The sequence below is a fragment of the Natronococcus sp. A-GB7 genome, assembly GCF_029688865.1.
In the GTDB taxonomy this organism is placed as follows: Archaea; Halobacteriota; Halobacteria; order Halobacteriales; family Natrialbaceae; genus Natronococcus.
In genome coordinates this window covers 1-21,232 of record NZ_JARUKV010000007.1, presented here as the reverse complement: position 1 = coordinate 21,232, position 21,232 = coordinate 1, and the positions used below count along the sequence as shown (strand labels likewise).

General features: G+C 66.1%; 24 protein-coding genes and 1 tRNA gene. 10 read left to right on the top strand and 15 right to left on the bottom strand.

Annotated elements, in window-relative coordinates; all coding sequences use genetic code 11:
* Window positions 1-68: 68 nt before the first annotated feature.
* The gene (locus QA609_RS07830) at window positions 69-1,049 is read left to right on the top strand and encodes an isocitrate/isopropylmalate family dehydrogenase (RefSeq protein WP_278302039.1); all 981 of its coding nucleotides are present in this window, start codon (window positions 69-71) and stop codon (window positions 1,047-1,049) included.
* A 31-nt stretch (window positions 1,050-1,080) separates the two neighbouring features.
* Here the strand turns inward: QA609_RS07830 and QA609_RS07825 are convergent, their stop codons facing one another.
* Window positions 1,081-2,973, bottom strand: a complete 1,893-nt coding sequence (locus QA609_RS07825) for a polysaccharide deacetylase (protein ID WP_278302038.1) — start codon at window positions 2,971-2,973, stop codon at window positions 1,081-1,083.
* Window positions 2,974-3,108: 135 nt separating this feature from the next.
* Window positions 3,109-3,882: a diphthine synthase gene (gene dph5, locus QA609_RS07820; RefSeq protein ID WP_278302037.1), complete on the bottom strand. Its 774-nt coding sequence runs from the start codon at window positions 3,880-3,882 to the stop codon at window positions 3,109-3,111.
* An 88-nt stretch (window positions 3,883-3,970) separates the two neighbouring features.
* Here dph5 and QA609_RS07815 point away from each other — a divergent pair, with 88 nt between their 5' ends.
* Window positions 3,971-4,951 (top strand): class I SAM-dependent methyltransferase family protein, encoded by a 981-nt coding sequence (locus QA609_RS07815; protein WP_278302036.1) that lies wholly within the window; start codon window positions 3,971-3,973, stop codon window positions 4,949-4,951.
* A gap of 96 nt (window positions 4,952-5,047) precedes the next feature.
* Window positions 5,048-5,121: transfer RNA gene (locus tag QA609_RS07810), tRNA-Thr, on the top strand.
* A gap of 219 nt (window positions 5,122-5,340) precedes the next feature.
* Here the strand turns inward: QA609_RS07810 and QA609_RS07805 are convergent.
* Both QA609_RS07805 and QA609_RS07800 read right to left on the bottom strand, forming a co-directional pair.
* The gene (locus QA609_RS07805) at window positions 5,341-5,883 is read right to left on the bottom strand and encodes an Hsp20/alpha crystallin family protein (RefSeq protein ID WP_278302035.1); all 543 of its coding nucleotides are present in this window, start codon (window positions 5,881-5,883) and stop codon (window positions 5,341-5,343) included.
* 312 nt (window positions 5,884-6,195) lie between these two features.
* The gene (locus tag QA609_RS07800; RefSeq protein WP_278291092.1) at window positions 6,196-6,396 is read right to left on the bottom strand and encodes a hypothetical protein; all 201 of its coding nucleotides are present in this window, start codon (window positions 6,394-6,396) and stop codon (window positions 6,196-6,198) included.
* 137 nt (window positions 6,397-6,533) lie between these two features.
* On the opposite strand from QA609_RS07800, the gene QA609_RS07795 reads away from it, so the two are divergent.
* Window positions 6,534-7,577 (top strand): AI-2E family transporter, encoded by a 1,044-nt coding sequence (locus QA609_RS07795; RefSeq protein WP_278302034.1) that lies wholly within the window; start codon window positions 6,534-6,536, stop codon window positions 7,575-7,577.
* Between the two features lie 69 nt (window positions 7,578-7,646).
* Here QA609_RS07795 and QA609_RS07790 read toward each other — a convergent pair whose 3' ends face one another.
* From QA609_RS07790 to QA609_RS07770, 5 genes are all read right to left on the bottom strand, one after another.
* Window positions 7,647-7,919, bottom strand: coding sequence for a hypothetical protein (locus QA609_RS07790; RefSeq protein WP_005556972.1), 273 nt, complete (start codon window positions 7,917-7,919; stop codon window positions 7,647-7,649).
* A gap of 117 nt (window positions 7,920-8,036) precedes the next feature.
* On the bottom strand, window positions 8,037-8,741 hold the full coding sequence (locus tag QA609_RS07785) for an energy-coupling factor transporter transmembrane component T (RefSeq protein WP_278302033.1): 705 nt from the start codon (window positions 8,739-8,741) through the stop codon (window positions 8,037-8,039).
* Window positions 8,735-9,463 (bottom strand): ABC transporter ATP-binding protein, encoded by a 729-nt coding sequence (locus QA609_RS07780; RefSeq protein WP_278302032.1) that lies wholly within the window; start codon window positions 9,461-9,463, stop codon window positions 8,735-8,737. The genes QA609_RS07785 and QA609_RS07780 overlap by 7 nt, the downstream gene beginning before the upstream one ends.
* Window positions 9,463-10,044 carry a biotin transporter BioY gene (locus QA609_RS07775; protein ID WP_278302031.1) on the bottom strand — a complete coding sequence of 194 codons (582 nt, stop codon included), beginning with the start codon at window positions 10,042-10,044 and terminating at the stop codon, window positions 9,463-9,465. Before QA609_RS07775 ends, QA609_RS07780 begins: the two co-directional genes overlap by 1 nt.
* A 97-nt stretch (window positions 10,045-10,141) precedes the next feature.
* Entirely contained in the window at window positions 10,142-10,432 is a 291-nt protein-coding gene (locus QA609_RS07770) for a hypothetical protein (RefSeq protein ID WP_278302030.1), read from the bottom strand.
* A 112-nt stretch (window positions 10,433-10,544) separates the two neighbouring features.
* On the opposite strand from QA609_RS07770, the gene QA609_RS07765 reads away from it, so the two are divergent.
* Window positions 10,545-10,685 carry a hypothetical protein gene (locus tag QA609_RS07765; protein WP_278291099.1) on the top strand — a complete coding sequence of 47 codons (141 nt, stop codon included), beginning with the start codon at window positions 10,545-10,547 and terminating at the stop codon, window positions 10,683-10,685.
* A 26-nt stretch (window positions 10,686-10,711) separates the two neighbouring features.
* Here QA609_RS07765 and QA609_RS07760 read toward each other — a convergent pair whose 3' ends face one another.
* The 5 genes from QA609_RS07760 to QA609_RS07740 form a co-directional block, all read right to left on the bottom strand.
* The gene (locus QA609_RS07760) at window positions 10,712-11,173 is read right to left on the bottom strand and encodes a DUF5799 family protein (RefSeq protein WP_278302029.1); all 462 of its coding nucleotides are present in this window, start codon (window positions 11,171-11,173) and stop codon (window positions 10,712-10,714) included.
* A 71-nt stretch (window positions 11,174-11,244) separates the two neighbouring features.
* Entirely contained in the window at window positions 11,245-11,745 is a 501-nt protein-coding gene (locus QA609_RS07755) for a gamma carbonic anhydrase family protein (RefSeq protein ID WP_278302028.1), read from the bottom strand.
* 393 nt (window positions 11,746-12,138) lie between these two features.
* Entirely contained in the window at window positions 12,139-13,182 is a 1,044-nt protein-coding gene (locus QA609_RS07750; RefSeq protein ID WP_278302027.1) for a ComEC/Rec2 family competence protein, read from the bottom strand.
* A gap of 42 nt (window positions 13,183-13,224) precedes the next feature.
* On the bottom strand, window positions 13,225-13,620 hold the full coding sequence (locus QA609_RS07745) for an OsmC family protein (RefSeq protein WP_278302026.1): 396 nt from the start codon (window positions 13,618-13,620) through the stop codon (window positions 13,225-13,227).
* A 102-nt stretch (window positions 13,621-13,722) separates the two neighbouring features.
* Window positions 13,723-14,451 carry a metal-dependent hydrolase gene (locus QA609_RS07740; RefSeq protein WP_278302025.1) on the bottom strand — a complete coding sequence of 243 codons (729 nt, stop codon included), beginning with the start codon at window positions 14,449-14,451 and terminating at the stop codon, window positions 13,723-13,725.
* A gap of 152 nt (window positions 14,452-14,603) precedes the next feature.
* On the opposite strand from QA609_RS07740, the gene QA609_RS07735 reads away from it, so the two are divergent.
* The 3 genes from QA609_RS07735 (at window position 14,604) to QA609_RS07725 (ending at window position 17,624) form a co-directional block, all read left to right on the top strand.
* Window positions 14,604-14,867, top strand: coding sequence for a hypothetical protein (locus QA609_RS07735; protein WP_278302024.1), 264 nt, complete (start codon window positions 14,604-14,606; stop codon window positions 14,865-14,867).
* Between the two features lie 102 nt (window positions 14,868-14,969).
* On the top strand, window positions 14,970-17,102 hold the full coding sequence (locus QA609_RS07730; RefSeq protein WP_278302023.1) for an OB-fold nucleic acid binding domain-containing protein: 2,133 nt from the start codon (window positions 14,970-14,972) through the stop codon (window positions 17,100-17,102).
* 84 nt (window positions 17,103-17,186) lie between these two features.
* Complete coding sequence (locus QA609_RS07725) at window positions 17,187-17,624, top strand: SHOCT domain-containing protein (RefSeq protein ID WP_278302022.1); 438 nt, start codon at window positions 17,187-17,189, stop codon at window positions 17,622-17,624.
* A gap of 40 nt (window positions 17,625-17,664) precedes the next feature.
* Here the strand turns inward: QA609_RS07725 and QA609_RS07720 are convergent, their stop codons facing one another.
* Window positions 17,665-18,123, bottom strand: a complete 459-nt coding sequence (locus QA609_RS07720) for a hypothetical protein (protein ID WP_278302021.1) — start codon at window positions 18,121-18,123, stop codon at window positions 17,665-17,667.
* Window positions 18,124-18,225: 102 nt separating this feature from the next.
* On the opposite strand from QA609_RS07720, the gene QA609_RS07715 reads away from it, so the two are divergent.
* A complete protein-coding gene (locus QA609_RS07715) occupies window positions 18,226-19,929 on the top strand; it encodes a tRNA uridine(34) 5-carboxymethylaminomethyl modification radical SAM/GNAT enzyme Elp3 (RefSeq protein ID WP_278302020.1) in 1,704 nt (567 codons plus the stop codon).
* A 223-nt stretch (window positions 19,930-20,152) separates the two neighbouring features.
* A partial coding sequence (locus QA609_RS07710) for a carboxypeptidase regulatory-like domain-containing protein (RefSeq protein WP_278302019.1) occupies window positions 20,153-21,232 on the top strand: 1,080 nt, incomplete at its 3' end.

Here is a 21,232-nt window from a genome sequence, read left to right as displayed (position 1 = left end):
CGCCTCGCAGGCGGGCAGTTCTCGTGGTATTCGATACCCTCTTTTTCCCCGGCGCGCGAGAGTTCGACATGACTCACGAGATCGCCGTCGTCCCCGGTGACGGAATCGGCCAGGAGGTCACACCCGCAGCGGTCGACGTACTGAACGCCCTCGAGATCGACTTCGAGTTCACCGAGGCCGAGGCCGGCGACGCAGTCGCCGAGGAGACCGGTGACCCGTTGCCCCAGGAGACGTACGACCTCGCCGCGTCGACCGACGCGACGCTGTTCGGCGCGGCCGGCGAGACTGCGGCTGACGTGATTTTGCCCCTCCGGGAGGCCGTCGGGTCGTTCGTCAACGTCCGTCCCGCGACGGCCTACCCCGGCGTCGACGCCGTCCGCCCGGAGACCGATCTCGTCTTCCTCCGGGAGAACACCGAGGGCGTCTACGCGGGCCACGAGGATCGCCTCACCGACGACGTTGCAACCCTCACCCGCGTGACGACGGAGACGGCCTCCCGACAGCTTGCGGAGTTTGCCTGCGAGTACGTCCAGCAAGGCGACCACGACGGCTTTACGATCGCTCACAAGGCGAACGTAATGCGCGAGACCGACGGCCTCTTCCGCGAGACGGTCGCCGACGTCGCCAGCGAGGCGGGCGTCGAGACCGACGAGGTACTGATGGACGCCTTCGCGACGAAGGTCTGTCTCGACCCCGAGCAGTTCGACGTCATCGTCTGTCCGAACCTCGCGGGCGACGTTCTCTCGGATCTCGCGGCCGGGCTGGTCGGCGGACTCGGCCTGCTCCCCTCCGCGAACGTCGGCTCCGAGCGGGCGCTGTTCGAACCCGTCCACGGCACCGCCCCCGACATCGCCGGCGAGGGCGTCGCCAACCCCGCCGCAGCGATCCTCTCGGCGGCGATGCTCCTCGAGTACCTCGAGTACGACGAGGAGGCCGCCGCGGTCCGGTCGGCCGTGGAGGCGACCCTGGAGGAAGGACCGCAGACGGGCGACCTCGGCGGTGACGCGAGTACCGAGGACGTGACGAACGCGATCATCGACCGGCTGTAAAAGGCGCCCGTTCTCCGAATCGACGAACGACTCAGGCCGAGTCGGCGCCGAGCGTCCAGTCGCCGTCGGCCTCGACGTTGATCCAAACCGTTCCGCCGGCCGCGTAGGAACGGGAGCTGTCGAACGAGCCGGTCTGGTTGACGAGCTGTTCTCGGCTGCCGTCCGCGCCGTAGCCGTCGACGACGAACGTCCCGTCGCCGTCGTGGGTCGGCGACAGGGAGACACCGCCTTCGGTCCAGAGCGGCCCGACGTACCCCGAGCCGCTGCCGGAGTGTTCGACCGGAAGCTCCTCGAGGTCGTCGCTGTGAACCGCCGGCTGGCTGAGATCGATCGACCAGTCGTCGTCCGCTTCGATCTCGAGCGTCGCGGTTCCGCCGCCGACGGTCGCGACCGACTCGCCGCTGGCGGCTCCGGACGCCGTCAGGGTGTTGCCGTCGAGCTCGACGACGAACTCGTCGTCCCCGTCGTGGGAGAACTCCGCGACGACCAGCCCCTCGTCGAGGTCGACGCTCTCGCTTCCGGAACCGCTGCCGTCGAGGTCGTGGGACTGGCCGGCCTCGAAGATGGTTCCTTCGGGTCGCTCGATCGTCTCCTCGGCACCGTGTACCTCGTACTCGCCGTCGACGAGGTCGGAAGGCGTGATGACGTCGAGACCGCGGGTCTCGAGGTGATCAAGCAGGTGCTCGAACTCGTCGAGGCTCATCTCGCTTCCCTCCGGCTCGTCCGTGTCGACGATCCGTTGCATGCGCAACACGGTGAGCTGGTTGTACTGATCGACGAGGTTGATGTGCCGGCGCACGCCGTCGTGAAGCGAGGGCCCCCAGACGTGGGGGATCATGTGACGTTCCGTCGGCGGCATCGTGCTCGGACAGGAGCCGAACAGGAACGACGTTTCGTGGACGTCCCTGACGACCTCGTAGGTCTCCTCGCTCATCCGATCGCCGGGGACGAGCAGGTGACGCGCGCCGTCCTCGAAGCCCTGTTGCTCGAGCATGTTCTTCGCGTTCTCGAGGACGGTCCGCTGTCGGTCCGGAGGCGAATCCGAGAGCGCCGTCGTGGTCGACGGGTTCGAACAGATGTCCCATCCCCGGTCCTGCAGTTCCTGGAGCTGCGTCGCGTCCATCCGACCGCCCTCACCGATCGCCTCGGGCGGGAGCGGAACGGCGGCGCGCCAGCCGCGCTCCTCGAGCATGTCGGCGGCGATCTCGTACTGGGACTCGTAGCCGCCGTGGAACAGGAGGATCGCCTTCCCGTTGTCGACGGACTCGACCTTTCGCAGGTCGTCGACGGCCATCTTGATCGGTCGGCCGTCGTTCGTCGCGAGGATGTTGATCGCGGTGACGTTCGAGAGATCCGGCTCGTCGCCGGGTTTGTGTTCGTACCCGCAGTCGAGCCGGAACCAGCCCGTGAACTCTCCGGGAACGGTCCGGACGGTCGTGAGCCGACTCTCCCGACCAGGCGCGACGAACTCGACGACGATCCGGTTCGCGGACTCGGGTTTGGCCGCGAACGAGACGTCGTGCTCGGTGAGGTCGATCGCCTCCGAGAAGTAGACAGTCAGCCCCGCCGACTCGCCCTCCTCGTCCTCGATGACTGCGGCCTGTGACCCCCGCCGCGCGTCCTCGGACGACACCGAGACCTCGCCAGTTCGTCTGGTCGGCTCCTCCTCGAAGTCGGCCAGCAGTTCGCCGTCGTCGATCGCGGGCCATAGCGTCTCCCCTCCGCCGTCCCCACCGTCGTCCGAGTCGTCGCCGTTCCCGTCACCGTTGCCGTTGCCGGAGTCGTCACCGTTCCCACCGTCGTCGCCGTTTTCCTCTTCGGACAGGAAGTCCGTACAGCCGGCGAGCGTCGCCGACGTTGCACCGACAGCGGCCAGTAGCCGCCGCCTGGACGACCCGAATCCAGTGTTGTTGCCGTTATCCATGTGTGATTTGAACGTTCCGTACCTGTATACTTGTTAATAGAGGTACTAAACCTTCTTCCCGAAACGATTGTATCCGAGACCGATCGGTGCGGAGACGCTTATCCGATGGCTAACAGTTCGCCCGCTGGCGGTTTTTCACACGATATCGAGAGCGTCTCTATCGGCGCCGGCCAGCTCGACGAGCGCGTCGGCCTCGAGGAGGTGGCAGTCGCCGGGGACGACCAGCAGGTGCAGCGGATCACCGAACGACCGCTGTGCGAGTTCGGTCATCGTCCCGGCCGCAACGAGGGGGTCGGGGCTGCCCGCTCGAGCGACGACGACGCCGACGAGATCGGGGTAGACTTCGGCCAGCAACTCGGCGCCGACGTCGGCGGTCATGTACTCGCCGCGCTCGGCCTTAATATCCAAATAAACGACGGTGTGGTGTCCGTCAGCCCGGTTTGCGTCGATCGTCTCGGTCACGCTCGCGGGGAGCCCGTCGGCACCGTGAGCGTAGGGGAACGGGAGCGTCGTCGCCTTCCCGAACCGGTAGTTCTGCAGGCCGGTCAGCGAGCTGGCGGCCGTCTGGGCGGTGACGCCGTGGATCACCCGCGTCTCGACCCCGCGGTCGTGTGCGCGCAGCCGGAGGTCGACGTGGGTCGTCGAGATCATCGTATCCCCCGCCGTGAGGAAGGCGACGTCCTCGTCTTCGGCTGCGGCGAGCATCTCCTCGGGTTCCTGCTCGACGCCCGCCCGATCGCGGACCTCGATCGAGACGTCGTGTGCGTCCTCGAGCTCCTCGACGGTTGTTCCGAGCAGCTTGCTGGTGTAGAACTCGGCGTAGGCCCGGTCGGCCTCCCGGAGCGCTCGTCGACCCTCGACGGTGATCGACCGCTCGTCGTAGAGCCCGAGCCCGATGAAGGTGAGCATGGCCGTCGGTAGCGCGAGCGGCCGTTATAAGCTTTCGACACGGCGATCGAAGCGTCAGCGTTAGGAGCCGGCGGTGGCGAGTGTCGGTATGGAGGTGCCGTGTGTCCGCGTCGAGCCCGAGGCGGGCGAAGCGACGCGCTCGACCCTCGCCGAGGCGGACCTGATCGACGACGACTACGAGATCACCGTCGCGGACGGCTGGCTGTACGTCCCGGTCACCGACCCCGACGCACTCTCGAGCGAGTACGATCTCGTCGAGCGAGCCGTCGACGAGCGCCGGAGCCAGACGACCCCCGCGGAGCTGCTTTCGTTCGAGCCGTCCTACGAACGCCTCGGCGAGGCCGCGCTGCTCGACGAGGACGACGCCGAGCGCGCGCGGACGATCGCCGACGCGATCCTCGAGTCGGATCTCCCCGTCGACACCGTGTTGAACAAGGCCTCGAAAGTCAAAGGCGAGACGCGGGTTCGGGACTGGGAGCTGCTCGCGGGCGAGGGCACGGAGGTCGTCCACCGCGAGTACGGCTGCGAGTTCGCGCTGGATCTCGCCGAGGTGTACTTTTCGCCCCGACTCGCGACCGAACGTCACCGGGTCGCCGAGCAGGTGACGGAGGGGGAGCGGGCGTTCGACATGTTCGCGGGCGTCGGCCCGTTCGTGATCCCGTTCGCGAAGCGCGGCGCCGACTGCGTCGGCGTCGACGTCAACGAGACCGCGATCGACTACCTCCGGGAGAACGCCCGCCGGAACGGCATCGAGGACCGCGTCGCGCCGATCTGCGACGACGTTCGCGAGGTCGCCCCCGACTACGAGGACTGGGCCGATAGGATCGTGATGAACCTGCCCCACAGCGCAGACGCCTTCCTCGAGTCGGCGGTAACGATCGCGGGCGAGGACTGTACGCTGCACTACTACGATATTCAGCACGAGGACGACCCGTTCGGTCCCGGCGAGCGCGCGATCCGCGAGGCCGCCGAGCCGGAGTACGAGGTGACCGTCGAGACCCGACACACGGTCCGTTCGTACGCGCCCCACGAGCTGAACGTCTGTCTGGACGTCCGGCTCGAGCAGTAGTTCGCTCCTGCACCGATCCACGGGAGGGGGTCGCACGACCACGACGATTCGCAATCCTTATGCCGGCTATCGCTCCTATCACTAAACGCGTTCAGCGCCGGTGTAGCTCAGACTGGCAGAGCGAATCCTTCGTAAGGATTAGGTCGAGGGTTCAAATCCCTCCACCGGCTTCCGGAACGGAGTTCGAAGCTCGCCGTGTCGGTGCTCCCCGCTTCGACTGGTACTCTCCCCGTACTCAGCGTTCGTTCACACGTCTCGACGTTTTGCTCGGCGAGTTCGTAACGCTCACCATCAGAATCGACCCATCCGTTCATCGGAAACCCAAGGCGCCATTTCGGTCAGTTCGCTTACCGAACGGCGGAGTGAAAGCGAACTGGAAAATACGAACTCTACGACACCGACTTCTCGGACTGCTCGGTGTCGTCCGATCGGATATACACTTCGAGAACACCGTTTTTGAACCAGGCCTTTTGCATTTCAGAGGAGGTCCAGGGAAGCTCAACCCGGCCAACAGTGGTGCCCGTTTTCCTGATAACGAGTTCGTTTGTTCTCGGATCGATCCCTGCTGTGAGATCGTCTTTGTCGGCTCCGGGAAGATCGGCGATAACCACGAACTCGCCGTCGTCACGACGAGTATCGATCAAACAGTCCGTGGACCCGGACGTGCGTGCTCGCGACCGTTCCTGATCGTCCGTGCGCTGTCGCTGATTTGCCCGAGTTCTTCGAGCCGGAGGACGCGATCGGGGTGGGCCTCTTGAAGATCGCTTTGCGTCTTCTCCGACTACCTTCTCTAATCCCTCTGACAACGATCGCAATCCCGCTTGAAGCGAACTCTCGATAGCTGTTGCAAGGGAGGGATCCCTCTGTTGGTTATCGCGTACAGGTGCCTTCCGTTCACTGTCGTCCCGCTCGTTTTCGTCCTTATTGCTCATAGGGGGTCACCTCTGTATCGCGGGTACCCCGTATGTCATATGTTAGTCCCCAGCAGGATAAATCTCTGGACTTGCCACTTGCTGCGTTTTCTTTTCGAGGAGGGAAACGATGCCTCGTTTCGTGATGAACACGTCCGTACTGATATCGAAGTCAACGAAGGGGGCGAAGCCGTCGCCAGCGATTTCGTCGCGTCTTTCCGAACGTGAGCAGTGTAGCGCGAACCTCGTGTTCGTATGGGTTCCAATCCCGCTACCGACGTCTGCTATCGCAGGCCAACTCGCGAACGAGGCAGACACTCCCTGTCGGTGGCGCTATCGGGCCTCTCTGTAGTACGGCCCGAATCGCTGCTCGTCGTTCGCCGAGAGGTCGATCCCGTTCTCGGCGAGCAGCTCGATCATCCGTTTGGTCTCGCACTCGTACCACGTCGAAAGCACTCGAACGTTCTTCTGCGCGTAGTCGTAGTTCCGTTCGAGGACGCGTCTATCGGTCGGGTCCAGTTGACGAGCTTTCATTCCATCCCACCTCTGTCGCCTAATTATGCATGGTTTGTAATAAGCTTGTTGTACGTTATCACCCTCTCCGATCCGGTAGCCAGCTCCTCGAGAACGAATCGGATACGCTCTTTGCCCAGCGGAAACATTGAGGGTCCATGACCGAGACAAGCGGGGGACTAACCGAACAGTCCGCCCTCGGAATCGTCGCCCTGGTGACCGGGATCCTCGCGGCGTTGCTCGTCCTCCCGTACCTCCAGTACGTCCTGCTCGCGGTCGTGCTCGCCTACGCGCTCGCGCCGTTTCAGACGATCCTCGAGCGAGTGCTGAGCCCGACCGCGTCGGCGCTGACGTTGATTGCGAGCTCGCTACTCGTGCTCGTGATCCCGGTGCTGTACGTCCTCGTCGTCGCGATCCGGCAGGCCTCGGAACTCGTAGGAACGATCCAGCAGCAGGGACTGGACACGATGGCGATCCAGGACGAACTCGAGGGCTTTGGCTACCAGCTCGATCCCGAAGCCGCCATCGCGGCCTACGAGGCCAACCAGGGTCAGATCGACGACGGCCTGCACGGCCTCCACGGCGCGGTCACCGGGACCCTCGAGTTCCTCGGTGGGCTCCCGTCGATCGCGTTCGGGCTGACGGTGACGATGTTCGTCCTCTTCGGGCTGCTCCGGGACGGCGATCGGCTGGTCGACTGGCTCCAGACCGTGGTTCCGATCAGCGACGGTGCCAGAGACGAGCTGTTCACCGAACTCGATCGACTCATGTGGGCGTCGGTGGTCGGTAACGTGATCGTCTCCGCGATCCAGGCCGTGTTGCTCGGAATCGGTCTCTGGCTGCTCGACGTACCGGGCGTCGTCCTGCTCACCGTTGCGACGTTCGTGCTCGCCCTGCTCCCGCTCGTGGGCGCGTTCGGGATCTGGGTTCCGGTCTCGATCTACCTCGTCGTCGCCGGGCGACCGCTGGCGGCCCTGGCGCTGGTCGGCTACGGGACGTTCGTCAGCGTCTCCGACATGTACCTCCGCCCGGCTATCATCGGAAAGAGTGGGGCTCTCAGCGCCGCGGTGATCGTTCTCGGAATCTTCGGTGGGGTCGCGATGTTCGGCGCCGTCGGGCTGTTCGTGGGGCCCGTCATCCTCGGGGCGGCCAAGATCGCCTTCGATCTCTTCAGCCGGGAGTGGCACGGGTCGGCGGCGTAAGGGGATGCGAACGCTCGAGACGCGCGCGCCGGAATCGACCGACGCCCCGAACCTCGGGTCTAGATCGGATCAGGGTGTCCGTCGTTCCATGTACTCGTCGTGGCTGATTTTCTCGAGGGCGTCGGTCGGGAGACAGAGCAGGTCGCTGCGGCGCTTCGGGAGGACGCCGTCCATCACCGCGCCGCTCGCGTAGTCGACGTACCACTCGAGGTCGACCAGCGAGACGTCGCTCGTCTCGAGGACCCGTCCGACGGCTGCTTCCGCCTGTGGGAGTTCCCGCTCGATCGAGTCGGGTAATCGATCCGGACGTACGCGGACCATGTCGCCGGGGCGAAGCGCCATTCACTAGCCGACTCGATCGGCTGGAGGTTAATAATTCCGGCTCGCCCACCCTCTCTCCGTTCCCGGAGTGTTGCGGCCTGGAAACCGGACAGCCGGCGTTTCGACCCGACCAGAGGGTTACAGGAACGCCGTCAGGAGCAACGCGACCGCGATCCCCAACACGGGAGCGTCCCGCCGGGAGAACGCGAGCGCGGGCAGCGTGGGATTCCAGGAGAAACACCGCGCTCGCAGCGCGAGCGAGAGTCGATCGGCGCGGTCGAACGTTCGCGAGAGCCCGAGGAGGCCGATCGTCGTCGCGCGCTCGCGGGCGCTCCGTTCGGTGCCGAGCCGCGCGGCCGACGCGTCCCGAATCGTCCGCAGGTCCGACTGCACGACGGGCAGGAACCGGAAGACCAGCGCGACGCCGATCCCGAGGAGCTGTCCGGGCTTGCCCGGGATCGTCCGCTGGATCGCCGCCCGGGACTCTCGAACCGGCGTCGTCCGGACGTAGGCGGCGCTGACGAGCAGGATGAGCAGCACCCGGTAGCTCGCGAGCGCCGTGGCGAGGCCGGCCTCGAGGTCGATCCACGGCGGGCCGAGGGTCGCGGCAGCGACGAGGGGACCGACCGCGAGGATCACCAGCGCGAACCGGTAGGCGTACAGCGTCCGCAGTAGGGGTACCCGCGCGAGCGCCAGCACGACCGCGGTAACGACCGAGAGCCCGAGCAGGGCCCGCGGCGCGGTGTGAGCCAGCGCGGTCGCCGCGAACCCGATCTGGACCGCGAGCTTGCTCCGGGGATCGAGGTCGTGGACGACCGTCTCGCCGGGCTCGTAGGTCAGCATTGCTCCTCGAGATCCGCCCGCGCTCGAGGGACGCGAACGGGCAGTCCGTCCAGTCCCTCGAGGGCCCGCTCGGGGGAGTCGTCGACGACGACCCGTCCGTCGGCCATCGCGATCACGCGGTCGGCCAGCGCGAGCACGTCCCGCAGGTCGTGGGTCGCGAGCAGGATCCCGGTGCCGTCGGCGGCCAGCGCCTCGAGTCGATCCATCACCGAGCGGCGCGCGGGCTCGTCGAGCCCGGTGAAGGGTTCGTCGAGCACCAGGTGGGTCGGCTCCATCGCGAGCGCGCCCGCGATAGCGACGCGGGACTGCTCGCCGCCCGAGAGCCGTTCGATCCGTTCGTCCTCGCGTCCCCGCAGGTTCACGGCCTCGAGGGCCTCCGCGACGCGGCGGTCGATTTCGGTGCGCTCGAGGCCCAGGTTCGCGGGGCCGAAGGCGACGTCGTCGCCGACGGTCGCGGCGACGAACTGGTCGCGCGGGTGCTGGAACACCATGCCGACGCTCGTTCGGGCGCCGATGACGTCGTCCTCGACGGGGGTGCCGTCGACCAGCACCGTCCCCTCGTCGGGATCCAGCAGGCCGTTGCAGTGGCGCAGCAAGGTCGTCTTCCCGCTGCCGTTCGCTCCCGCGAAGACGACGAACTCGCCGTCGGGGATCGAGAGGGAGACGCTATCGAGCACCCCTACGTCGTCGAAACCGAACGACACGGAGCGGAACTCGAGCATCAGACGGTGTCGATCCGACCGCTCTCGACGATCGCGACGGCGGCAGCGATCTTCAGCAGCTCACCCGGAACGAACCATAAGGCACCGACGGTGATCGCCTCCCAGAGCTCGAGCTCGAGCAGCCAGGCCATGTAGCCCACGCCCATTCCGTAGATGAGGACGGTCGCGGTGACGAGCGCGACGACGACCAGCGCCGTCGAAATCTCGGCGGGATCACGCAGGTCGGTCCCGCGGTGGACGAACAGACCGATCAGGCAGGCGGCCAGGGGGTACGACCAGAGGTAGCCGGCCGAATCCCCGACGAGCACGCCGAGCCCGCCAGCCATCCCCGCGAACACCGGGAGTCCGATCGCGCCGGCGGCGAGGTACAGTAGTATCGAGACGGTCCCCCAGAGCGGACCGAGCAACAGCCCGGCGAGAAAGACGAACAGCACCTGCAGCGTGATCGGCGCCGGAGAGAACGGGATCGGTATTGCGATCGGTGCCACCGCGCCGAGAAGCGTCGCGAGCAGCGCCGCTCGAGCGAACGCGTGGACGACGTCGCCGTCGACGAGCTCGACGTCGTTCTGTTCGGTTGCCATACGTCACCACCGCCGTAAACCGTGATCAAAACTTCGGTTCACGAACCACGCCAGCCGTAGCTGCCGAGACGGTCACACCGGAAGGAGGAATCGTCGGTCAGTGCTGGTGGCCGGTCGCCTCGGCGAAGGTCTGCCCGAACCGCTCCTCGAACTGGTCCATGATGCGTTCCTCCTGGGCCTCGAGCTCCGGGTCCGACCCCTCGCCGTGGTGGACGATATGGTGGGCGCGGCTGGCGAACGAGAGGAGGGTGATGTCGCCGACGGTTTCGGCGGCGTCCTGATCGCCCTCGGCGAGGAGGTCGATGAGTCCGGACGGGAGCGTGACCTCGTCGGTCTCGTCGCCGTCGGTCGAAATCGTGATCGTGGTCGTGTCGACGTCGTCGGTCATACCCAGACGGAGGGGTGGGCTACCTAAAGACCCTGTGGCTCGGCGGTGCCCGAGTAATGTGGTGTGATAGCTCTCCGCGAGGCTTTTGCTCCTCGGCGACGAACGGACTGGTATGCCCACTATCGAACTCGAGGAGGAGACCGTCGAACGGCTGGACGGGCTGCGGATCGAGGACGAGTCCTACGACGAACTCGTCGTGGAGCTGATCAACATCTACGAAGCCAGCGAGTTCACCCTCTTTCACGCGGGCTGAGAGAACGGGACGGATCGCCGGCAGTCTCAGTCGCCGGCGGCGGCCTGGCGGACCGACTCCCATCGCCCCTTCGACTCGAGCTGGTTCTGGAGCTGCTCGGCGTACTCCTGGGTGAGCTGCTCGGCCGCCCGGAGCTGTTCCTCCCGGTCGTCGCTACCGTCCCCGCCCAGTCCGAGCGCGCCGAGGATGGAGTCGACGACCCCGCCCGACGAGTTCGAGGCGCCACCACCGCCACCCTGGCCGCCCATCGCGCCCATCTGTCGTTCGACGTTCTCGAGTTCGGGGATGATCTGGTCGACCTTCTCGGTGTTGGCGACGATCCGGGCCCGACCGGGGTCGTCGGCGTCCTCGATCTCGAACTCCGTCGCGGTCATGATCAGGCTCCACTGCTGGCTCGAGAACCGCGAGTCCTGGACGCGCGCGGAGAACTCCTGATCGACGGTCATCCGTTCGCCGACGATCCGGTCCGTCCACGAGGTGTCGCTCATGGCCGTCGATTGCGCGGGTGTGCGTATCAGCGTTTCCCTCGCCGCAGCGTCGACGGTGGGCGATCCTGGGTTCAATCGAGTCGTTCCGAGCGCTCGGCGTGGCGGCTCGAGAGCTCGACGTATCGGTCCGCCGTCTCCTCGAGGCGCGGGTCGTCGACCTCGGCCTTCGGTTCCGCGGGCGCGCCGGCGACGAGCGTCTCGGGTTCGACCTCGGTTCCCTCCGTGACGACGCTGCCGGCCGCGACGACCGCACCCTCGCCGATCCGGGCGCCGTCGAGGACCACGGCGTTCATCCCGACCAGCGCGCGCTCGCGGACGGTCGCGTCGTGGACGATCGCGCTGTGGCCCACCGTGGCGTAGGGCTCGAGCTCGGCGTCCTCGTGGAGGACGGCGTTGTCCTGAACGTTTGCGCCCTCGCCGACGACGATCCGGCCGTGATCGCCACGGAGGGTCGTGTTCGGCCAGACGCTGGCGTCGGCCTCGACGACGACGTCGCCGATCACGACCGCGCTCTCGTCGACGTACGCCGAGTCGGCGACCTGGGGTTCCGTCCCTTCGAACGAGCGAAGCATGGCGGCTACCTCTCGCGAACGGGGCTTGAATCTACCGTCGCTCGGAGTGTGTTCGACCGGCCCATCGTATAAATACCAATGTGTGTTGGCGGTAGCTCTAATGCGGTATCCCCACTACAGAGAAGTAGGCAGTGGACGGACGTACCAGAATGCATCCGTAGCCCGCTGCCGTGCTCCGAAGGCCCCGTCTTCGAGTTAGGAAGTCTACCCCGCTTCCGTTCCCCGAAGACCCCACCTTCGACGTGGAGGGTTCGACCCCGCTTCCGTTCACCCAAGACAGTCACCTTGATCAGGGGGGTCAGACCCCGCTTCCGTTTTGCGGCTTCCTTCCCTTTCGGCTCGACCCGAACGGCGAGTTCCGACGCCGGTCGAGAGCCGTCCGTCCCCCGACGATCAGTCGCTCGAGGCGGCAGCGGCCGACGAACCGATCGCGGCCGGACCGTCGAGCGAGGGTGCGATCGTTCCCCCTTCCGGCTCGTGATCCCGAAGATCCGCCGGGTTCGTCGGAGCCTCGCGCTCGGTCTCGACTCTCGTTTCCTCCCCGTCCGTCGTCACGACGACGTGGCCGTGAACGCCCGTCCAGTAGGTTTCGACGCCGCGATCGGCGAACGATTCGAGGACCTCGTCGTGGGGATGGCCGTACTGGGAGTCCTCGGCGCTCGAGATCACCGCCACCTGCGGCTCGACGGCGTCGAGGAACGGCTCGGTCGACGAGGTCGAGGAGCCGTGGTGGCCCGCCTGGTAGACGTCGGCCGCGAGTTCCTCGGGGCGATCCTCGAGGAGACGCTGTTCGGCGTCGCGCTCGGCGTCGCCGGTCGTCAGGTAGGTGAACTCGCCGAACGTCACGGTGAGGGCAACGCTGTTGTAGTGGAGGTCGTCGCCCGACTCGTCCCCAGGCGGGTTCAACACCGTTGCGTCGGTCGCGTCGTCCTCGAGGGGAAGCTCGTCGCCCTCGGCGACCTGAAACAGCGTGACATCGTACGCTTCGACCGCCTCGAGGTAGCGGTCGTAGGTCGCGCTCGTGTGGACGACTCCCGAATCGTAGGCCGCGCCGACGCCGTCACCGTCCTCCTCGAGATGTTCGATGACCGCGGCGTGGCCCCCGATGTGATCGGCGTGGGCGTGGGTCGCCACGAGGTGGTCGATCCGGTCGACGCCTCGCTCCTCGAGGTAGTCGATGACGTCCCGGCCGTCGTCGCGCCAGTCACCGGTGTCGATCAGGATCGTCTCTCCCGACGGCGTCACGAGGAGGGTCGCGTCGGCCTGGCCGACGTCGACGTGGTGGATCTCGAGCTCTCCGGCCGGCGCGTCGGGCTCGGACTCCTCGCCGCCACGGTCGAGTCCGTCGTCGCCGATACAGCCGCCCAGTACGAGAACGGCGACGACGGCGACTACGACCAACGTTCCCCGCGAGCGGGAGTCGAATCGGCTCGTCACTGTCTACCTTCACAGCGGTCGGCGAAAAAGTAGTTCTCGGTTCTAGAAGGCGTCGCCCTGGAAGTCGGTGTCGGCGTGGAGCTCCGATTTCAGCGCGTCGTGGACCTTACAGAGCTCGAAGGCGCGGTCGATCACCTTCTGCCCGGTTTCGTCGTCGACGTCGCCCTCGACGCGGATGTCGAAGTGAACGGACTCGAGCTTGTCGTCGTCGTTGAGCTCGCCCGTCGACTCGATCTCGATCCGACCGAGGTCGCCGGCGTCGCGCTGTTGGCCCCCGACGCGCAGCGCTGGCACGTAACAGGAGGCGTACGCCGCCAGCAGGCTCTCGAGGGTATCCGGCGCTTCCTCGCCCTCGGCGTCGATCGTCGTCTCGAACTCGCCGATCTCGTTCGTCGCGCTGAACCCCTCCTCGGAGACGGTAGTGACTTGTTTCGACATCGCAGTCGGGACAACCACTGCCGTCGCCGTAAACGTTGTTCTCGGGGGCAACACCGTCCGGTTCGAGTTCGTCGAAACGAAAGACGGATACGTCCGACCGCTTCAGCTCTCGAGCTCGAACGGCTCGTCGGCCTCGAGGACGTGAACCTCGGCGTCGCTGCCCGTCCCCGCGACCTCACTTTCGAACTGTTCGGGGTCCTGCTCGATCGGCGGGAACGTGTCGTAGTGCTGGGGGAACGCGTGGTCGACGTCGAGCCAGTCGACGGCGACGGCGGCCTGCCAGGGTCCCATCGTGAAGTGGTCGCCCATCGGCACCGCCGCGGCGTCGGGCTCGAGGTAGGGACCGACGACCTCGCGCATCTCGGTCATCAGCGAGGTGTCGCCGGCGTGGTAGAACGCCGTCGACTCCTCGTCGGCGACCTGGGTCGGCTTCGTATCGGAGATCACGAAGCCGGCGGGCATCCCCGCGTCGACGTCGTACTCGGTCATGATCCCGTTGGTGTGGTCGGCTCGAACCATCGTGACGAACGCGTCGTCACACTCGACGGTCCCGCCGAGGTTCATCCCCATCCCGCCGACGGCGTCCTCGAAGCCGAACTCCTCTTCGCAGTAGGAGACGAGTTCGGGGGTCGCGACCAGCGTCGCGTCGCTGAACTCGCCCGCGTCGGCGATGTGGTCGGCGTGGCCGTGGGTGAGCAGTACGTAGTCCGGTTCGTCGACGTCCGACGGCTCGAGCTCCGTCTTCGGATTGTCGAAGAACGGGTCGATCAGCAGGTCGGTGTCGCCGACGGTGACGTACCACGTCGAGTGGCCGTGCCAGGTGAGTTCCATAGCAGGCCAACGGTTGGTCGGAGACCGCCTTAAAACTGGCCGCAGGAACTGCCACGGACCGCCCGCGACCGCAGGCAGCGACCGGAACGACGAGCCGGCAACCCGCGGGGCGATGCCGTGGCGTTTTTTGTACGGCTCCCCTACGGTGGGGTATGCTCTCGCTTTCACTCGAGGAGTTCATGATCGAACTGAACGAGGGATCGATCAAGAACGTCGGTCCGACGAACAAGTCCGCGACGGTCAAGCTGTTCGACGTCGAGGCGGCCGAGGCCCGCGAGTTCGGCGACAAACGGGTCAAACTCGTCTTCGAGGACGAGGACGGCAACGAGGTGCAGGTGTCGCTGTTCCCCGAAGACGTCCGCAAGATCGTCAAAGACGTCGAGGCCCTCGAGGACGATTCCCCGGTCTTCGAGTGAACGACGGCCGATTCCGGCGATCGTTTCGCGCGCGGATCGATCGGTACTGCCGCGAACGCATTCCGACAACCGTTTTAGGGCGAAACTGCTTGGTCCGTGTAGATGGGTAACTGTATCATCTGCGGCACGTCTGTCGACGGCGAGATCTGCGAGAGCCACGAGGAGGACGCGGTCTTCGAGTTCCGCGGAACCACCCCCTCGCAGCTCACCCCCGGTCGCTACTACCGGGGAACCGTCGACGGCTACGCCGATTTCGGTGTATTCATCGATATCGGCGACCACGTAACCGGTCTGTTGCACAGAAGCGAACTGGACAAGCGACTCGAGAGTCTCGACTGGGAGCCCGGCGACGAGGTGTTCGTCCAGGTGCTCGACGTCCGGGACAACGGCAACGTCGATCTGGGCTGGTCGATTCGCCAGCGCGAACGCGAGTTCCGCGGCCACCTGGTCGAGACGGCCGACGACGAGTTCCTCCCCGAGGAAGCCGACGAAGCCGACGACGAGGTCGACGAGACCGACGAGACCGACGCCGGACCGAGCGCAAGCGACACCAACGCCGACGCCGGACCGAGCGCGAGCGCAGACGACGCCGGGCCGAGCGACGACTCGAGTCCGTCGACCGGCGGGACCGAGACGGTTGCCGCCGAGAGCGGCTCCGTCGCCGCCGAGACGACGACGGTCTCGACGTCCGCGACCGACGACGCCGCCGACGCCGAGCCGGAGGCCGAGCCGGCGCTGAAGCGAACGACGATCGACGCCATCGAGAACCAGGTCGGCAGCGTCGTCCGCCTCGAGGGCGAGATCACTGGCGTCCGCCAGACCTCCGGCCCGACGGTCTTCGAACTGCGCGACGAGACTGCGACCGTCGAGTGCGCGGCCTTCGAGGAGGCCGGCGTTCGGGCCTACCCCGACGTCGACGTCGAGGACGTCGTCGCCCTTGAGGGCGAGATCGAGCGCCACCACGGCGACCTGCAGGTCGAGACCGAGACCCTCGAGATCCTCGAGGACGAGGCCCGCGAGACCGTCGTCGACCGCCTCGAGAGCGCGATCGAGCGCGAGGCCCGACCGGCCGACGTCGCCCCGCTCGCCGACCACGACGCGGTCGCGGCCGTCGAGGACGAGATCGGCGACGCCGCGACGGCGATCCGACGTGCGATCATGGAGGCTCGACCCGTCGTCGTTCGCCACGCCGCGACCGCCGACGGCTACGTCGCCGGCGCCGCCATCGAGCGCGCCGCGCTCCCACTGATCCGCGAGAAACACACCCGCGAGGACGCCGAGTACCACTACTTCGAGCGCCGCCCGCTCGAGGGCCGGGTGTACGACATGGACGCTGCGACCGACGACGTCACCTCGATGCTCGAGGCCCGTGACCGCCACGACGAGCAGCTGCCGCTGGTCGTGCTCGTCGGTACCGGTTCGACCGTCGAGTCCGCCGACGGCTACGAGCTGCTCTCGCTGTACGGCGCCGAGGCGCTGGTGATCGACGACAGCCGCGCCGACGAGGAGATCGTCGACGCCGTCTCGGCGGCCGTCGCCCCGTCGCTCTCCGGTGTTGACGTCACCGACCTGACCTCGACCGCTCTCGCCGCGAACGTTGCCGCCCACGTCAACGACGACGTCCGCGACGACCTCGAGCACCTGCCGGCGGTCAGCTACTGGGAGAACGCCCCCGAGGCGTACCTCGAGCTCGCGACCGAGGCCGGCTACGACGAGACGGACATCTCCGAGCGACGCGAGGCCGTCGCCCTCGAGGCGTTCTACCAGAGCTACAAGGACAAGCGCGAACTCGTTGCCGACCTGCTGTTCGACGGGAACGCCGACCTCGCGGCCCACGTCTCCGAGCAGTTCCGCGACAAGCTCGAGACCGAACTCGAGACCGCCCGCGAGAACCGTTCAGTGCAGGAGGTCGACGGGCTGACCGTCACCGTGCTCGACACCGACGCGTTCACTCACCGGTACGATTTCCCGACGACGATCCTGCTGCTGGACGCGCTCCACCGCCGCGAGCGCGAGGAGTCGGCCGCCACGCTCGGTATCGGCGAGGACGAACTGCACGTCCGGACGACCGAAGCGATCGACGTCCGCGCGCTCGGTAACGCGATCGCCGAGCGCGTTCCGAACGGCGGCGTCCACGTCGTCGGCGGGCAAGACGGCCACGTCGAGTTCCTGCCCGGCGAGCGCGACGCCGTTCACGAGGCCGCACTCGAGGCGCTCGGCGAGACGCTCGCGTAATCGCACCCTTCTCCGTCGTCCACGACCCGATCAGCGGCAGCGCCGGTCAGAAACGCATTTGGCAGTTGCTATCACACGTAGGGTATGGGCGCCGATCCGAGGATGCGGCTCCGCGAGAACGCTACGGAGGTGACGGCGACGCTCGTGACCGGGATCTGGCTCGCCGCGATGTTCACCGGCCAGGGATGGTGGCTCGCGGCGCTGCTCTTCGGGTACGTCGTCGTCGTGCCGATGGTCGCACTGCTGTTCGGCGACGAGGACGACGTCCGGGAGTGGTGGACCGAAGACGAGATCGACCCCGAGACCCTCGAGGAGGCGGAAGCGGAGGAGCCGTCGGCCACCGACGCCCTCGAACGGCTTCGGGATCGCTACGCCGCGGGCGAGCTGACCGACGAGCAGTTCGAGCGCAAGCTCGATCGGCTGCTCGAGACCGAGAGCCTCGAGGACGCCGACCGCTGGCGACGCGAACGACGAAACGAACGCGAGTCGACCCGGGACCGCGACCTCGAGTACGAGCGCTAAACCCCGAGACGCGGGCTGTGACCGGAACGGCGACGCGGCTTCAGTCCCCGCCGTCCGCCCGTTCTGGCTCGTCGGCTACTGGCTCCGATTCGTCAGCCGCGACGTCCTCGAGCAAGTTCGTGATCGTCAGCTCGAGCTCTCGGCGCACCGTCTTCGCGCCCAGTCGATCGAGCACGAACGACCAGATCGAGTCGAACGTGTATCTGGCCGTCGCCGTGACGCGGGCCTCCTCGCCGTCCTCGACGGTGACTCTCGAGTACCGCTCCTCGAACATCCCACCGTCGACGAAGCGGTACTCGTACCCGTTCTCGAGCGGCGAGAACCGTACCGTCATCTCGGTTCCGTCGATCGCGACCGTCGCTTCGGCCCCATCGTCGGTCGGCTCGCAGGACCGTATCTCGTAGACGTCCGCGTACTCGAGGATCGAACGCGGCGTCAGTCGCTCACGGAGTTGCTCGGCCGGCGGTTCGACGGTGTACGAGAGCTCGATCTCGCGCATTCAGGGTACCGTTGCGCGCGAGCGGTCAAAGCCGTGCTGCTCCCGAACGGAAGGGTAGCGAGTCCGACACGCTTATTCACGCTCCGGAACCAACTCCGTGTAGTGAGTACCGAGACGCCCGAACCGACCGAAACCGACGCGTTCGAGAAGGTCTGCGAGACGCTCGTCGAGCGGATCCTCGACGGCGAGATCGACCGCGACGAGGTCGAGAAGGCCAAGCTCGAGGCGTGTTCGGAGCACTCGGCGCCGAAGGTGCCGAAAAACTCCGAGCTGCTGGATCACGCGCCCCAGGAGCACCGCGAGGAACTCGAGTCGGTGCTTCGGCGCAAACCCGTCCGGACCGCCTCGGGCGTCTCCCCGGTCGCGATCATGACCTCGCCCGAACGGTGTCCCCACGGGAAGTGTCTCTACTGCCCCGGCGGCCCCGACTCGGAGTTCTCGTCCTCCCAGAGCTACACGGGCGAGGAACCCGCCGCGGCGCGGGGCGTCCAGAACGACTACGACCCGTACGGCCAGGTCACTCTGCGCCTCGAGCAGCTCCGGGAGATCGGTCACCCCGTCGACAAGGTCGAGCTGATCCTGATGGGCGGGACGATGACTGCCCGTAGCCACGACTACCAGGAGTGGTTCGTCAAGCGCGCCCTCGAGGCGATGAACGACTACGACGTCGACAAGGAGCCCGAACCTGCCGAGGGCGTCAGCTTCGCGGAGGATCCCGAGGAGTACGAGTGGAAGTACCTCGAGGACGTCATCGCCGAAAACGAGACGAACGAGATCCGCAATATCGGAACGACCTTCGAGACCAAACCCGACTGGTGTGACCCCGAGCAGATCGACCGCATGCTCGACCTGGGCGGAACGAAAGTCGAGGTCGGCGTCCAGACGACCTACGAGCGAATCAATCGGGAGATGCACCGCGGCCACGGCGCTCAGGCGTCGATCGACGCCAACCGCCGGCTCCGCAACGCGGGCTTCAAGGTCGGCTTCCACATGATGCCGGGCCAGCCGGGGATGTCCAAGGAGATGTGTCTCGAGGACTTCCGTCGGCTGTTCGAGCAGGAGCAGTGGAAACCCGACTACCTCAAGATCTACCCGACGCTGATCGTCCGGGGCACCGCGACCTACGACTGGTGGCACAAAGGGGAGTTCGACCCGCTCGACAACGAGGAGGCCGCCGACCTGGTCGCGGAGATCAAGGACATGATACCCCGCTACACGCGCCTCCAGCGAGTCCAGCGGGACATTCCGGCCGACTACATCGACGCCGGCGTCTGGAAGTCGAACCTCAGACAGCTCGCCCGGAAGCGGATGGACGAACACGGCTGGTCCTGTGACTGCATCCGCTGTCGGGAGGCCGGGATGAACGACGAGACGCCCGAGAACGTCGAACTCGACGTGATGAGCTACGACGCCTGCGGCGGCACGGAGAAGTTCATCTCGTTCGAGGACTTCGAGAAGGACCTCCTCGTCGGCTTCTGTCGCCTCCGGTTTCCCAACGACGGCGGCACCGCGGGCGGCTCCCCCTCGGCCGCGACGGGCGATCGGATCCGACCCGAGCTCGAGAACGCCGCTATCGTCCGCGAACTCCACGTCTACGGCAGCGAGGTTGCCATGGGCGACGAGGGTGAAACCGACCAGCACCAGCACAAGGGGTACGGCCGCCGACTGATGAACCGCGCGGAGGAGCTCGCGGCCGACGCCGGCTACGACAAGTTGAGCGTCATCTCGGGGATCGGCGCCCGGGAGTACTACCGGAACAAGCTGGGGTACACGCAGGACGGCCCCTACGTCAGCAAGCGACTCTAGCTAGCAGAACGAAAACAGAAGCTTGTCGCGATCTTCCAGTCTGAAACTGGTGTCGCGTCCGTTTTTCCCACCCTGCCATCCTGTCTCGACCGAACACACTCGACTGGCTCGGGTGTAGCAGGTGACCGGTTCTCGGCCGCTGCAATCCGAGCAACACTTGCTCGGATTGCAGTAGATAGCTATCTTACCGCCTATATCGTTTCTCGAGAAGCGGAAAGAAATCATGAGTGAAGAAATGCGATCGAAAGAAGGAATTATCGAGGGGACCGTCTCGACCGAGGAAAACGACGACATCGAAGCGGCAGTGATAACGGTTACTGATACCGAAACGGAGGAACTCGAAGCGGTAATCACGACAGAGGAAAGCGGTACGTACTCCGTCTCGGTTGGACCTGGTACGTACGATGTGCGATGCGAACAAATCGGGTTCGAAACCGATGAGCAATCCGTCACCGTCGGTGACGACACGACGGAGACGCTGGATATCACGCTATCCGAACTGGCGTCCGATGTGGAGATGGCCGATGAGCTCGAAATCGGTCTTCTTGCCAGCGGCGACCACGCGACGGTCGGTGGAGGTCTGGACAACGAGGCCCGTGGCAGGTACGACACGGTCGCCGGCGGATGGGGCAACGTAGCCGACGGTCAGGCGGCGACGATCAGCGGCGGAGCGGGCAACGAAGCCAGCAATACCGACGCGACGGTCGGCGGTGGCGTCGGAAACAAAGCCAGCGGCTTCCGAGCGACAATCGGGGGAGGAGGTGGAATTAGTGGAGCCGGGAACACGGCAAGCGGCTCGCACTCGACGGTCGGAGGCGGACGAAGGAACCATGCAAACGGTAGTTTGGGAACGGTACCCGGAGGCTCGGAGAACGTCGCACACGCTAATAATTCGTTCGCAGCTGGCCGGAGAGCGTACGCGACCCACGAAGGGGCGGTGGTGTTTGCCGACTCCAGTAATACCTACCAAACGTCGGACGGTGAGAACGAGATCAGATCACAGATGCCGGTCTTCGCGCCGGCGTTCAACTCGACGAGCGCTACATCGGCGAAGACGAACGTCGAATCGGTCGATCCCGAAACGGTACTCGACGGCGTCGAGGGCTTGGAGATCACCACGTGGAACTTCAAGCACAACGGCACCGGAAAGCACATGGGACCGATGGCCGAGGAGTTCGCCGAAACGTTCGATCTTGGCGACGACGACGAATCGATCTCGACAGTCGATGCCGAAGGGGTTGCGCTCGCTGCGATCCAAGGTCTGTCGAAGAAGCTCGCTGAAAGGGACGACCGAATCGCGGAA

Coding starts and splice junctions, on each gene's coding strand:
- QA609_RS07830 (WP_278302039.1), top strand. CDS start 69: ATGACTCACGAGATCGCCGTCGTCCCCGGTGACGGAATCGGCCAGGAG.
- QA609_RS07825 (WP_278302038.1), bottom strand. CDS start 2,973: ATGGATAACGGCAACAACACTGGATTCGGGTCGTCCAGGCGGCGGCTA.
- dph5 (WP_278302037.1), bottom strand. CDS start 3,882: ATGCTCACCTTCATCGGGCTCGGGCTCTACGACGAGCGGTCGATCACC.
- QA609_RS07815 (WP_278302036.1), top strand. CDS start 3,971: ATGGAGGTGCCGTGTGTCCGCGTCGAGCCCGAGGCGGGCGAAGCGACG.
- QA609_RS07805 (WP_278302035.1), bottom strand. CDS start 5,883: ATGAGCAATAAGGACGAAAACGAGCGGGACGACAGTGAACGGAAGGCA.
- QA609_RS07800 (WP_278291092.1), bottom strand. CDS start 6,396: ATGAAAGCTCGTCAACTGGACCCGACCGATAGACGCGTCCTCGAACGG.
- QA609_RS07795 (WP_278302034.1), top strand. CDS start 6,534: ATGACCGAGACAAGCGGGGGACTAACCGAACAGTCCGCCCTCGGAATC.
- QA609_RS07790 (WP_005556972.1), bottom strand. CDS start 7,919: ATGGCGCTTCGCCCCGGCGACATGGTCCGCGTACGTCCGGATCGATTA.
- QA609_RS07785 (WP_278302033.1), bottom strand. CDS start 8,741: ATGCTGACCTACGAGCCCGGCGAGACGGTCGTCCACGACCTCGATCCC.
- QA609_RS07780 (WP_278302032.1), bottom strand. CDS start 9,463: ATGCTCGAGTTCCGCTCCGTGTCGTTCGGTTTCGACGACGTAGGGGTG.
- QA609_RS07775 (WP_278302031.1), bottom strand. CDS start 10,044: ATGGCAACCGAACAGAACGACGTCGAGCTCGTCGACGGCGACGTCGTC.
- QA609_RS07770 (WP_278302030.1), bottom strand. CDS start 10,432: ATGACCGACGACGTCGACACGACCACGATCACGATTTCGACCGACGGC.
- QA609_RS07765 (WP_278291099.1), top strand. CDS start 10,545: ATGCCCACTATCGAACTCGAGGAGGAGACCGTCGAACGGCTGGACGGG.
- QA609_RS07760 (WP_278302029.1), bottom strand. CDS start 11,173: ATGAGCGACACCTCGTGGACGGACCGGATCGTCGGCGAACGGATGACC.
- QA609_RS07755 (WP_278302028.1), bottom strand. CDS start 11,745: ATGCTTCGCTCGTTCGAAGGGACGGAACCCCAGGTCGCCGACTCGGCG.
- QA609_RS07745 (WP_278302026.1), bottom strand. CDS start 13,620: ATGTCGAAACAAGTCACTACCGTCTCCGAGGAGGGGTTCAGCGCGACG.
- QA609_RS07740 (WP_278302025.1), bottom strand. CDS start 14,451: ATGGAACTCACCTGGCACGGCCACTCGACGTGGTACGTCACCGTCGGC.
- QA609_RS07735 (WP_278302024.1), top strand. CDS start 14,604: ATGCTCTCGCTTTCACTCGAGGAGTTCATGATCGAACTGAACGAGGGA.
- QA609_RS07730 (WP_278302023.1), top strand. CDS start 14,970: ATGGGTAACTGTATCATCTGCGGCACGTCTGTCGACGGCGAGATCTGC.
- QA609_RS07725 (WP_278302022.1), top strand. CDS start 17,187: ATGGGCGCCGATCCGAGGATGCGGCTCCGCGAGAACGCTACGGAGGTG.
- QA609_RS07720 (WP_278302021.1), bottom strand. CDS start 18,123: ATGCGCGAGATCGAGCTCTCGTACACCGTCGAACCGCCGGCCGAGCAA.